This window comes from uncultured Thalassolituus sp. (assembly GCF_950066645.1).
In the GTDB taxonomy this organism is placed as follows: Bacteria; Pseudomonadota; Gammaproteobacteria; order Pseudomonadales; family Oceanobacteraceae; genus Thalassolituus.
On sequence record NZ_CATMFB010000008.1, the window covers coordinates 63,966 to 76,730 of the forward strand.

Here is a 12,765-nt window from a genome sequence, read left to right on the forward strand (position 1 = left end):
GTCTGAGGTGAGTATGAACATTGGGTCCACAGCGGGTTCCGCGTTTACCACAGCATCTTATGGCGTTTCTCAGGGCGTTGATCAGGTTCAGCGCGCAGCGCAGGATGTTGTCGATGCTACCACTGCCCGTCCTGTAGAGGGCACGGCAGATCTTGCATCGTCAATGACTGATGCGAAGCAGGGGCAGCAGGCGGTCGACGCTAATGCCAAAGTGCTTCAGGCTGCCGACAAGCAACTGGGCTCTCTGATCGACGTCCAGGCCTGATCTGAACCGGTGAGGGCGTATGGAGATCAGTACAGCCACGTCCGCCACACCGGTAGTTACCGGTCCAGCCGTCCGCGAAGGCACGGCAAGGGTATCTGATCCTTTCAAAACCGCTGATGTTGTCGATACTGACAGCGTTACGCTCTCGCCTGAGGGTGTTCAGCGCTCCCGGGAAGAATCCTCTTCTGAGTCAATCGTCGATGATGACACCGCAGATCTGCTGCGCTCACTTGAGCAACGGGATCTGGAGGTACGCACGCACGAGCAGGCCCACAAAGCCGTTGGTGGAGAGTTGGCAGGTGCCCCGAGCTACAGCTATGCGCAGGGGCCGGATGGCAAACGTTATGCGGTTTCAGGTGAGGTAAGCATCGACATCAGCGATGTTCCGGGAGACCCTGCTGCAACGATTGAGAAGATGTCCCGTGTCCGTCGGGCAGCCCTGGCGCCAGCCGAGCCATCCGCGCAGGATCGTCAGGTCGCAGCTCAGGCGGCACAGAAAATGACGGAAGCCCGGGCGGAGCTGGCGGTGCAGCAGCGCGAAGCTTTGCAGGCGGAGTCGGATCTCGCGACGATTGAGCAGGAGTCGCGGCAGCGTGAGCTTGAAGAAGCGCGAAGTGCTCAATCCCAGGCAGAAGATGATGATACTGACGAAGCCTTTGTCTCGGTTGCTGAACGCTTTGCAGAATACAACGCACGCCTGCGCCAGATTAATGAAACACTACTGCGCATCAGTATGCCACCCGGTCCGGAAGTAGGTTCTCTACTGGACGATGAAGCCTGATCTTCAACCTTTCTGACAATCCCCATTCTCGTGTCCTGAAAAGTGGTATGGGCTTGACAATTGTTGCATGCGAACGTATGTTTCAAACACTTGTTTGAATCTGTATCAGTCAGACTGGTCGGAATATTGAGCGCCGGTGGTATGTCCTGCCGGAATAATTATCCGCAGCTATGCTGCAGTAACAATCAACGGCAACGAGGTCATCCCCATGCCAGAGTATAAAGCTCCCCTTCGTGATATTCAGTTCGTAATGAATGAACTGCTGGATATGCCAGGCCACTATGCAAACCTTCCTGCATACGCTGAGGTAGCCACCCCGGACATGATCGACGCGATCCTGACTGAAGGTGCGAAATTCTGTGAGCAGGAGCTGGCTCCTCTGAACCGTACCGGTGACATCGAAGGTTGTACCCGTCACGACGATGGTTCTGTTACCACGCCAACTGGCTTTAAAGAAGCTTACGCTAAGTACGTTGAAGGCGGCTGGCCTTCACTGGCACACGAAGAAGATCACGGCGGCCAGGGCCTGCCAGAATCTCTGGGTACTGTTATCTCTGAGATGGTTGGTTCTTCTAACTGGTCCTGGGGTATGTACCCAGGTCTGTCACACGGCGCAATGAACACTCTGGATCTGCACGGTACTGACGAGCAGAAACACACCTACCTGAGCAAGCTGGTGTCAGGTGAGTGGACCGGTACTATGTGTCTGACCGAATCACACTGTGGTTCTGACCTGGGTATCCTGAAGACCAAAGCTGAGCCAAACGCTGACGGTTCTTACGCCATCACAGGTTCTAAAATCTTTATCTCTGCTGGCGAGCACGACATGGCAGAGAACATCGTACACATCGTTCTGGCACGTCTGCCAGGCGCTCCGGAAGGTACTAAAGGTATCTCTCTGTTCATCGTTCCTAAGTTCCTGCCAAACGCAGACGGTACTCCAGGCGAGCGTAACGGCGTTGTGTGTGGTTCTATCGAACACAAAATGGGTATCCACGGCAACGCGACCTGTGTGATGAACTTTGACAGCGCGAAAGGCTGGCTGATCGGACCTGAAAACAAAGGTCTGAACTGCATGTTCACCTTCATGAACACTGCCCGTATCGGTACTGCTCTGCAGGGTGCATCTGCTGCTGAAGCGTCTTTCCAGGGCGCTCTGGCGTACGCGAAAGATCGTCTGGCTATGCGCTCTCTGACTGGTCCTAAGGCGCCAGAGAAAGCCGCTGACCCAATCATCGTTCACCCGGACGTACGTCGTATGCTGCTGACTCAGAAGTGTTTCGCAGAAGGTGGCCGTGCACTGGTTTACCTGGCTGCGCAGCAGAACGACATCGTTAAGAAAGGCGAGACCGAAGAAGCGCGTAAGGAGGCAGACGAACTGCTGGGCTTCCTGACTCCGATCGCAAAAGCCTTCCTGACTGAAGCTGGCTACGAAGCCACTAACCTGGGTGTTCAGGTATTCGGTGGTCACGGCTTTATCGCTGAGTGGGGTATGGAGCAGCTGGTACGTGATACTAAGATCGCTTGTATCTATGAAGGTACTACCGGTATTCAGGCACTCGACCTGCTGGGTCGTAAAGTACTGATGACTCAGGGTGCGTCTCTGCGTAACTTCACTAAGATCGTTCACAAGTTCTGCCAGTCACTGGAAGGTGACGAGCAGATGGCTCAGTTCGCAGCACCTCTGGCTGAAGTGAACAAAGAGTGGGGCGACCTGACCATGAAGATCGGTATGTCTGCTATGAAGAACCGCGAAGAAGTTGGCGCGGCTTCCGTTGACTACCTGATGTACTCTGGCTACGCGACTCTGGCATTCCTGTGGGCTCGTATGGCTAAGGTTGCTCAGGACGCTCTGGCGGCTGGTACCACTGAAGAAGACTTCTACAAAGCGAAGATTCAGACTGCTAAGTTCTACTTCGCACGTGTACTGCCACGCGCTAAAGGTCACGCCGCTGCCATGCTGGCCGGTGCTGACAGCATGATGGATCTGGACGCCGAACACTTCGCGTTCTGATGTGTCTGACTAAGAAGAACCGCGCCACGGCGCGGTTTTTCTGCGTTATATACAAAGCTATTTTGATCGAATTTCTGAACGCTCCGGATGTGCGTTCTGTACCAATTTAAATGAGGTGAGTCATGCCAGAATATAAAGCTCCGTTACGCGATATGCGCTTTGTTCTGAATGAAGTATTTGAAGCAGATAAGTTGTGGTCGTCTCTGGCCGGTCTGCAAGGCGCGGTGGATATGGAAACCGCTGAAGCCATCCTGGAAGAGTGTGGCAAGATCGCCAGCCAGGTACTCGCACCTATCAACCGTGACGGTGATGAGAATTCATCCACCTGGGAGAACGGTGAAGTGACTGCCGCTCCTGGATTTAAAGACGCTTACCAGACTTACGTTGAAGCGGGTCTGAACGGTCTGGGCGGTAATCCGGACTTCGGCGGTATGGGCATGCCTAAGACACTGGTTGCTCAGGTTGAAGAGATGGTTCAGGGCTCGAACATGGCTTTCGGTCTGGCGCCAATGCTGACTGCCGGTGCGTGTCTGTCTCTGAACGCTCACGGTTCACAGGAACTGAAAGAAAAGTACCTGCCGAACATGTACTCAGGTGTCTGGTCTGGCGCGATGGACCTGACCGAACCACACGCGGGTACTGACCTAGGTATCATCCGTACCAAAGCAGAGCCAAACGCTGACGGTTCTTACGATATTACTGGCACCAAGATCTTTATCACTTGGGGCGAGCACGACATGGCGGAGAACATTATCCACCTCGTGCTGGCGAAGCTGCCAGACGCACCTGCTGGCCCTAAGGGCATCTCTCTGTTCCTGGTGCCTAAGTTCCTGGTGAACGAAGACGGTTCTCTGGGCGAGCGTAATGCTGCTTCCTGTGGTTCTATCGAACACAAGATGGGTATCAAAGGTTCTGCGACCTGTGTGATGAACTACGACGGTGCTAAAGGCTGGCTCGTAGGTGAAGAGAACAAAGGTCTGGCGTGTATGTTCACTATGATGAACTACGAGCGTCTGGGTGTGGGTATCCAGGGTCTGGGCGTAGCCGAGAACTCTTATCAGAACGCCGTTGCTTACGCGCGCGACCGTATCCAGAGCCGTGCGCCGACCGGTGCGGTAGCGAAAGACAAAGCGGCTGACCCGATCATCGTACACCCTGATGTGCGTCGTATGCTGATGACCATGCGTGCCTTCAACGAAGGTGGTCGTGCGTTCTCAACCTACGTGGCGTCATTCCTCGATACTTCTAAGTACAGCGATGATGCAGAGCAGGCGAAACACGCTGAGCAGATGGTGGCACTGCTGACACCAGTCACTAAAGCCTTCATGACCGACGTTGCTCTCGAGAGCGCCATTGCGGGTCAGCAGGTATTTGGTGGTCACGGCTTTATCCGTGAGTGGGGCCAGGAGCAGCACGTACGTGACCTGCGTATCACCCAGATCTACGAAGGCACTAACGGTATTCAGGCACTTGACCTGATGGGCCGTAAGATCGTTGGTACTAACGGTTCTCTGTTCAAGCTGTTTGAGCAGGATGTTAACGATTTTGTTGCGGCCCAGGCGGGTAACGAGGCGGCAGCTGAGTTTATCGAGCCTCTGAAAGCAGCGATGGAAAACCTGGCTGATCTGACTCAGTGGGTGATCGATCAGGCCCAGAGCAACCCGAACGAGATCGGTGCGGCGTCTGTTGAATACCTGCACACCTTCGGTTATGCCGCTTATGCCTATATGTGGGCGAAGATGGCTGTGATTGCTCTGCCTAAGCAGGACGACAGCTTCTATAAGGCGAAAGTTGAAACTGCACGTTTCTACGTTAAGCGTCTGCTGCCTCGTTACATTGGTCTGACAGCAACCGTTAAGGGTGGTTCTGAATCACTCTATGGTCTGACTGACGAGATGTTCGAAACAGCCTGATTCACTTTCTGAGTGAATAACTCAAGCCGCCTTCGGGCGGCTTTTGTGTTTTTTGGCTGTTTGCGACCTATTGGTACGTTCAGACCATTCTTTGTTGTGTTATGTTCATGTACACTTACGCCAATTTGTATATTTACACACGACAGGAAGACACTGTGGCTGCTGCTAAAGAACTGGATAAACGCGTAGAGCGTTCCCGCCGTTTGCTAGTGAATACGCTGCTGGAGCTGATGGCTGAGCAGCCTTATTCAAAAATTTCTGTAGCGAACATCTGCGAACACAGCGGCGTTGCCCGCCCGACCTTCTATCTGCATTTCCGCTCTAAAGACGATCTGCTGCGCTATTACATCGAGCAGATGTTCCTGGAGTTTGCCGAGCAGATTGACCCGATTCTGACCCGCTCGCCGAACGTTGATCCTGAGATCGCGGTGCTGATGTTCCGTCAGTGGCAGATTCACGCCGACGTCGCCCGTCTGCTGGTGGCAGAGGATGTTGAGGCGATTCTGCTGAACGAATTCAAGACCTATGTCGGCCGCACGATCGAGCGTTATATTGAGGCGCATAAGCTGCGCATCAGCGGCAACAGCCGTATCCATTACGTGATCGATTACCTTGCCGGGGCGTCGTTTGCGGTGATTGTGCGCTGGATCAGGGAAGACTTCACTGAGTCTCCGGAAGAACTGGCGGGACTCTATGCAGACCTGTCCCGTCCGGGTCTGCTGCAGGTGCTTCTCAGCGGCAAACTGTAAGAGTCAGGTACAAAAAAAGGGGCCGTCAGGCCCCTTTTTCGTTTGACTGGTCAATGTATCCTGCGCTTGCTGTCGATGCGCTTGTTATGAATCTTGCCGATTTTGCGCTGGGCCTTTTCAAAGGCGTCACGCAGAGCCACGTACATGTTTTCGTGCTCAGTCTTGTCGTGATGATCATGTGTGATGGCCACGGTCTCACCCGGAAGGCCAACCTCAAGGGATATATGAGCAATGTTCCCCTTGTGACTGTGATTGTGAGGTAAGCCAACAACTGCACGAATGCCCGTGATCTCCTCATAGCGGGAAGTCAGTTTCTCTGCCTTCTCGCGGATCTGAAATTCGATGGCGTCTGAGTGTTCGATATCACGGAAAGAGATTTCCAAACCTTTCATAGCTACTCCTTATTTCAGTGCCTGACTGAGAGGCTCCGTTGCCCCTCACTTCTCAGGATGGACTATTCACGTTACTCCTGCCATGTCACAGGTCAACGATTTTCACGTGCGGTAATGTAAGTGACCGTCAATTTTCACAACTCTGTCACATATGTCAGGGCGGGGTGTTTCGGCTCGATTTGTGAGCATGCTATGGGGCATGGGCCGTGCTTGTGGTAGCCTGAGAACTGGCCTGAATGAGGTGGGTATGCGGGTATACGATGTCCCTGTGGTGTTTTTTGATCTGGATGATTCGCTGATCAACAAGGATGCGAACAGCCTCTGGATCCGTTGGCGTTTCCGCCAGGACCGCTGGGCGATGGTGGAAGCAACACTGGCGATGCTGTCGTTATACCGGGCGTACAAAAAAGGCAAAGTTACCCACTGGCGACTTTCTAATTATTACCGGACACGTACCCGGGGAATGTCGTTGGCTGACTATGAAATGTCAGTTCAGCGCTTTTTTGATGAGCGCGGACAGTTGCACATTTATCCGCAGGCGGCCTCACTCCTGTTTGCTTATCAGCGGCAGGGGACGCGCATTGTTATGATTACCGGCGCCGATGAAGTGGTGGCTAAGGCGTATGGCCGGGCGCTTGGGATTAATGACGTCATCAGCAATCGGTTGAAGCTGGAAGGTCAGCGCATCAAAGGGCTGGAAGAACCACTCTGTTACGGTCCGGGCAAAGTCGCGCTGGCGGGCAATTATCTTACGGGGCTGAATCTGACTCTGGCGGAGACCGCGTTTTACAGTGACAGTCACGCCGACCTGCCCCTACTTGAAGCGGTTGGCTGCCCGGTTGTTCTTAATCCTAATCCGCAGTTAAGAGCAGCGGCGGGGGTCAGAAACTGGCCCGTACTCGACTGGCGACACGACGCAACCCCCGCAGATTAGCGCTCCGACTTGCCGCTCTTCGTGCATCCCGTTATAGTCTCTACAGATTCACCTTTCTTCCATGGAGCCAAGCGGTGTTTTTCCAATATAACCGCCCCCTGCAGCAGGGTCAGCATCTGACCCGTCGATGGTGTTAAGCGACAGACTCTGATTCGCCATCTGGTACTATTGCGCTTAACAATCTGAAGGTTTCTTATGACTCCGCAAGAATTTGCTGCTCTCGCAGAGCAGGGTTACAACCGTATTCCGGTTGCCCGTCAGGTCCTCGCTGACCTGGATACTCCGTTATCAACGTATCTTAAACTGGCCGACCAGCCTTTTACCTACCTGTTTGAATCCGTGCATGGGGGTGAAAAGTGGGGCCGCTATTCCATGATTGGCCTGCCGGCACGCGAAGTGCTATCGGTGAGTGGGGATCAGGTGACCCTGACCCGTGATGGCCAAGTGATCTCTCAGGAGACGGTTGCCGATCCACTGGAATATATCGAACATTTTCAGTCGCGCTTTAAGGTGCCTGAACTGGACGGTTTGCCAAAGTTTGATGGTGGCCTGGTGGGCTATTTTGGCTATGACACCATCCGCTATATCGAGCCACGCCTGAAGCAGAGTTGCCCACCCGATGAGCTTGGCACACCTGACATCCTGTTGATGGTCTCTGAAGAAGTGGTGGTGTTCGATAACCTCAGCGGTAAGCTGCACCTCATTGTTATGGCCGATCCATCACAGGACAGCGCACTGAGTAACGCAGAGGCCCGCCTGGATGAGCTGCGCGAACAGCTTCGGGCACCCTATCAGGGGGAAGTCGGGAAGCTGCGCGAGGCTAAAACCATTCATGAAGAAGACTTCCGCTCCTGTTTCGGTGAGCAGGAATTTATGAATGCGGTGGAACAGATCAAAGAGTACGTGCTCTCCGGCGATATTATGCAGTGCGTCATTTCTCAACGTATGCAGGTGCCTTATGACGGCAATCCTGTCGATGTCTACCGGGCACTGCGCACTCTCAACCCGTCTCCTTACATGTACTGCCTGAATCTGGGCGACTTTCATGTGGTGGGTTCGTCGCCTGAAATTCTGGCGCGGCTTGAGGACGGTGAAGTGACTGTACGTCCGATTGCCGGCACCCGTTACCGTGGCCAGACGCCGGAAGAAGACAAAGCTCTGGAAGAAGAGCTGCTGTCAGATCCGAAAGAAATCGCGGAACATCTGATGCTGATTGATCTGGGCCGCAACGATGTTGGCCGTATCTCTGAAACGGGCCAGGTTCAGGTAACAGATCAGATGGTTGTCGAAAGATACAGCCACGTGATGCACATCGTCTCGAATGTCACCGGTAAGGTGAAAGAAGAGATTACGGCGATGGACGTACTGCGGGCCGTTCACCCGGCGGGTACCCTGAGTGGTGCGCCTAAAATCCGGGCGATGGAAATTATTGATGAATTCGAATCAACCAAGCGCGGCGTCTATGGCGGTGCGGTGGGTTATCTGAGCTGGAACGGCAACATGGATACCGCAATAGCGATCCGAACCGCTGTTATTAAAGATGGTGTTCTGAATATTCAGGCGGGTGCCGGCGTTGTTGCTGACTCGGTTCCGCGTCTTGAATGGAAAGAAACCATGAACAAAGGCCGTGCAATGTTCCGTGCAGTCGCAATGGCGGCCGCAGGTCTGGACCAGTAAGGATAACCGCTATGTTAGTGATGATTGATAACTACGATTCGTTTACCTACAACGTTGTCCAGTATCTCACTGAGCTGGGCGCGGACGTCAGAGTATTCCGGAACGACGAAATTACGATTGAAGAAATTGAAGCCCTGAACCCAGAGCGTCTGGTGATTTCTCCCGGCCCCTGTACTCCGAACGAGGCAGGCATCTCAATGGCTGCCATTGAGCATTTTGCTGGCAGAATCCCTGTGCTGGGCATCTGTCTCGGTCATCAGAGTCTTGGACAGGTTTACGGTGGCAGTATTGTTCGGGCCGGTCAGGTGATGCACGGTAAAACGTCTGACATTCACCATGCGGGCGTCGGAGTGTTTGCCGGGTTGCCGAATCCATATAAGGCGACGCGCTACCACTCACTGGTCATTGATAAGCACAATCTGCCAGAGTGTCTCGAAGTTACTGCCTGGACAGAAAACCCGGACGGCAGCATGGAAGAGATTATGGGTGTTCGCCATAAAACACTCGCTGTCGAAGGTGTTCAGTTCCACCCTGAGTCCATTCTCACGGAATATGGACATGAGCTGCTAAAGAACTTTCTCGATACGCCACTGAACCGCGATTAAGGAATTACTATGGATATCAAAACAGCGCTCGGGCGTGTGGTTGAGCGACAGGATCTCAGTACTGAAGAAATGATTGATGTCATGCGCCAGATTATGACAGGGCAGTGTGACGATGCTCAGATCGGTGCTTTCTTAGTTGCGCTACGGATGAAAAGCGAAAGCATCGACGAGATCGTTGGTGCTGTCACTGTGATGCGTGAGCTGGCAACCGGTGTAAAGGTTAAGGCAGAGAACGCAGTTGATATCGTCGGTACTGGCGGTGATGGCGCTAATTTGTTTAACGTCTCGACGGCGTCTTCGTTTGTGGTGGCAGCTGCAGGTGGTACCGTTGCCAAGCACGGCAACCGTGGTGTGTCGTCAAAATCAGGCAGTGCTGATCTGCTCGAAGCGGCCGGCGTGAACCTCGCTTTAAACGCCGAACAGGTTGCCCGTTGTATCGACGAGCTGGGGGTGGGCTTTATGTTTGCGCCGTCGCATCACAGTGCAATGAAGCATGCAATTGGCCCGCGTAAGTCGCTGGGGTTGCGCACTATTTTTAATATTCTGGGCCCGATGACGAACCCGGCGGGTGTGTCTAATCAGGTGATCGGCGTTTTCTCGAAAGCGCTGGTTCGTCCGATTGCCGAAGTGCTGCAACGCATGGGCGGCGGTCACATTCTGGTAGTGCATTCTAAAGATGGGCTCGATGAAATCAGCCTGGCATCGGAAACGTATGCCTGTGAGCTGAAAGATGGAGACCTGCGTGAGTTCGTGATCACGCCTGAAGATCTGGGTATCGAGTCTCAGTCACTGACGGGCCTGAGTGTCGACAGTGCCGAAGAATCCCTTGCCCTGATCAAAGATGCCTTAGGCAAACGCGAGACGCCTGCCGGTAAGAAAGCCGCTGATATTCTTGCATTAAATGCCGGTGCAGCCATTTACGCCGCGAACCTGGCTAGCTCACTGAAAGAAGGTGTTGCGATGGCCGATGATGCGATCTGCTCTGGTCTGGCACTGGAAAAACTGAATGAACTGGTCAGCTTCTCCGGACTGCTGGCGGAAGACAACGACCGCTGAGCGGAACAGACGAATGACTATGAACACTCCGACCATTCTCAAAAAAATCATTGATACCAAAGCCGTAGAAGTCGCTCAGCGCAGTGCGTCCCTGCCACTGAATGAGCTGAAAGCTCAGGCGCTGGACATGGATAAAGACGCGCTGCGTGGCTTCTACCGCTCAATGAAAGCGAAAGTTGATGCCGGCCTGCCAGCGGTCATCGCCGAAATCAAAAAAGCCTCACCATCCAAAGGTGTACTGCGTGAAAACTTTATCCCTCAGGAAATTGCAGAATCCTACGAAAAAGCCGGTGCAGCCTGTCTGTCAGTACTGACAGACCACGACTACTTTCAGGGTCATGAAGATTTTCTTAAGGCTGCCCGTGCAGCCTGCAGCCTGCCAGTGATCCGTAAAGACTTTCTGGTAGACCCGTATCAGATCTACGAAGCCCGTGCGATTAATGCCGATTGCGTGCTTCTGATCGTATCTGCGCTGAGCAGAATGCAGCTGCAGGATCTTGAGGGCATTGCCCACGAACTGGGCATGGACGTACTGGTCGAAGTGCACGATGGCGAAGAGCTGGAAACTGCACTCACTATGCAGACACCTCTGGTGGGTATTAATAACCGCAACCTGCACACCTTTGACCTGACGTTAGAGACGACGTTTGGTCTGCTCGACAAGGTACCCTCCGACCGTCTGCTGGTGACGGAGAGCGGTATTCTTGGTCGTGAGGATGTTGCCGCGATGCGGGAACGTGATGTGAATGCGTTTCTGGTTGGCGAAGCCTTTATGCGGGCGGAGGATCCGGGCGAGGAGCTCGCTAAGCTGTTTTTCTGATGTTTTGTTGAGGCGGCTGATTAGCCGCCTTTCTTTTAGCCACTTTCGGTGGGCTAGCTTCTTCGGCTGCCGCCGGGTTCCATTGCCCTTGTTGGGGGACCTTGTCCCCCGGGCGGGCGGCCCATCCCCCTGCTTTCGCGCGTGACTTGAGCATTCTGCTCTGCGCCCTTCGGGCCAGCCAGAGGCTGTTCAAAGCTGCTTCGCAGCATTGTCTGGGCCGTGATCCGATATTTACTGGCTTTTCCGGCAACCGGCTCCGGCGGGCATCCATGCCCGTATGGAGCCTCGTTCGGCATCCTGCCTCACGTTGCCTGCAAAGCTGGCGTAAATCCCGGCGGCCCCAGAGGCGCATTTCCATCCCGCGAAACCCTCTCACAAAATTAAAAACGATGTCACCGCGAAGCGCTGATAAAACCCGGCTTGTGATGACCCCGCGGGATCGCAGATAACGATGGGAGCTAACCGGCAGGACGCCGGTTAAGCCTGCCCGCGGCCATGGATGGCCGCTGCAGGCGTGCCCCAATCGGTATCAAGAGACAAGGATCAGGGCATCACGCCGGAAAGGGGGATCGGAAGGGGCCCGCCCCTTGCAGAAAAAACAAAGGCTTGGCGGCAGCCAGAAGAACCTCTCTGCCGAAGGCAGCTACTGCCAATAAGGGCAATAGAACCCGGCGCCAGCCAAAGAAGCCCACCCACCGAAGGTGGCAACTTCCCACACATACAAAAACGCCCGGTCAAAACCGGGCGCTTTCAGCAGTAAAGGTACTCAGCGAGTACCAAACACCACAATCGTCTTACCAGACACACTGATCAGCCCCTGTTCTTCCAGAGACTTGAGTACGCGCCCCGCCATTTCGCGGGAGCAGCCGACGATGCGGCCGATTTCCTGACGGGTGATTTTGATCTGCATGCCATCCGGGTGGGTCATGGCGTCTGGCTGCTTACACAGATCCAGCAGGGTACCAGCAACACGGCCCGTCACATCAAGGAAGGCGAGGTCGCCGGCTTTGCGGGTGGTGCGGGTCAGGCGCTCTGCCATCTGGCGGAAGATACGGAAAACCAGCTCAGAGTCTGAGGCTGCCAGTTCGCGGAAGCGTGAGTAGGAAATCTCTGCAACTTCGCAGGCGCTCTTGGCACGCACGCAGGCGGTACGAGGGCTGTTTTCGTCATCGAATAAGCCCATCTCTCCAAAGAAATCACCTTCATTGAGATAGGCCATGATCATCTCGCGGCCTTCATCGTCTTCGATGCTGACGCTGACTGAGCCTTTCATCAGGTAATAGAGGGTGTCACTTTCTTCTCCTGCATGGATCAGTGTGGTCCGTGCCGGGTAACGCTTTTTATGACACTGGCTGAGAAAGTTCTCCAGTGGGGCGTGCATAGAAGGAATACGCGGGATAATCATTGTTCTAGTCCTTAGTGATAACAGGCCCTGACAGCTCCTGACCTGATTATTACTCATCCCATGGCAGAGTTGAACCGGGGAACGGGGCCAATTTGGCTTTTACGTCCGGATTTTGACACGGCTGGTGGTTTTTTGATCCCACGCCCGGGTTCAC

The 12,765-nt window shown here is 54.1% G+C and carries 12 protein-coding genes; 10 read left to right on the forward strand and 2 right to left on the reverse strand.

Annotation, left to right across the window (positions count from 1 at the left end):
- The first annotated feature begins 13 nt into the window (after positions 1-13).
- The 5 genes from Q1L85_RS08720 to Q1L85_RS08740 all read left to right on the forward strand — a co-directional run bounded on the left by Q1L85_RS08720 (position 14) and on the right by Q1L85_RS08740 (position 5,722).
- Positions 14-265: a hypothetical protein gene (locus tag Q1L85_RS08720; RefSeq protein WP_300426668.1), complete on the forward strand. Its 252-nt coding sequence runs from the start codon at positions 14-16 to the stop codon at positions 263-265.
- Positions 266-284: 19 nt separating this feature from the next.
- The gene (locus Q1L85_RS08725; protein ID WP_300426667.1) at positions 285-1,046 is read left to right on the forward strand and encodes a putative metalloprotease CJM1_0395 family protein; all 762 of its coding nucleotides are present in this window, start codon (positions 285-287) and stop codon (positions 1,044-1,046) included.
- A gap of 208 nt (positions 1,047-1,254) precedes the next feature.
- Positions 1,255-3,060, forward strand: coding sequence for an acyl-CoA dehydrogenase C-terminal domain-containing protein (locus tag Q1L85_RS08730; RefSeq protein WP_300426666.1), 1,806 nt, complete (start codon positions 1,255-1,257; stop codon positions 3,058-3,060).
- A gap of 122 nt (positions 3,061-3,182) precedes the next feature.
- A complete protein-coding gene (locus Q1L85_RS08735) occupies positions 3,183-4,973 on the forward strand; it encodes an acyl-CoA dehydrogenase C-terminal domain-containing protein (protein WP_300426665.1) in 1,791 nt (596 codons plus the stop codon).
- A gap of 155 nt (positions 4,974-5,128) precedes the next feature.
- Positions 5,129-5,722, forward strand: a complete 594-nt coding sequence (locus Q1L85_RS08740) for a TetR/AcrR family transcriptional regulator (protein WP_300426664.1) — start codon at positions 5,129-5,131, stop codon at positions 5,720-5,722.
- A 50-nt stretch (positions 5,723-5,772) separates the two neighbouring features.
- Here Q1L85_RS08740 and Q1L85_RS08745 read toward each other — a convergent pair whose 3' ends face one another.
- Positions 5,773-6,114, reverse strand: a complete 342-nt coding sequence (locus Q1L85_RS08745; RefSeq protein ID WP_300426662.1) for an HPF/RaiA family ribosome-associated protein — start codon at positions 6,112-6,114, stop codon at positions 5,773-5,775.
- A 187-nt stretch (positions 6,115-6,301) separates the two neighbouring features.
- On the opposite strand from Q1L85_RS08745, the gene Q1L85_RS08750 reads away from it, so the two are divergent.
- The 5 genes from Q1L85_RS08750 (at position 6,302) to trpC (ending at position 11,206) form a co-directional block, all read left to right on the forward strand.
- Positions 6,302-7,048 (forward strand): HAD family phosphatase, encoded by a 747-nt coding sequence (locus Q1L85_RS08750; RefSeq protein ID WP_300426683.1) that lies wholly within the window; start codon positions 6,302-6,304, stop codon positions 7,046-7,048.
- A 195-nt stretch (positions 7,049-7,243) separates the two neighbouring features.
- Positions 7,244-8,725 (forward strand): anthranilate synthase component I, encoded by a 1,482-nt coding sequence (gene trpE, locus Q1L85_RS08755; protein ID WP_300426660.1) that lies wholly within the window; start codon positions 7,244-7,246, stop codon positions 8,723-8,725.
- Between the two features lie 11 nt (positions 8,726-8,736).
- The gene (locus Q1L85_RS08760; protein ID WP_300426659.1) at positions 8,737-9,330 is read left to right on the forward strand and encodes an aminodeoxychorismate/anthranilate synthase component II; all 594 of its coding nucleotides are present in this window, start codon (positions 8,737-8,739) and stop codon (positions 9,328-9,330) included.
- Positions 9,331-9,339: 9 nt separating this feature from the next.
- Positions 9,340-10,386, forward strand: coding sequence for an anthranilate phosphoribosyltransferase (gene trpD, locus Q1L85_RS08765; RefSeq protein WP_300432880.1), 1,047 nt, complete (start codon positions 9,340-9,342; stop codon positions 10,384-10,386).
- A gap of 19 nt (positions 10,387-10,405) precedes the next feature.
- A complete protein-coding gene (gene trpC, locus Q1L85_RS08770; RefSeq protein ID WP_300428349.1) occupies positions 10,406-11,206 on the forward strand; it encodes an indole-3-glycerol phosphate synthase TrpC in 801 nt (266 codons plus the stop codon).
- A gap of 766 nt (positions 11,207-11,972) precedes the next feature.
- Here trpC and crp read toward each other — a convergent pair.
- A complete protein-coding gene (gene crp, locus Q1L85_RS08775; protein ID WP_307726810.1) occupies positions 11,973-12,611 on the reverse strand; it encodes a cAMP-activated global transcriptional regulator CRP in 639 nt (212 codons plus the stop codon).
- Positions 12,612-12,765: the final 154 nt, after the last annotated feature.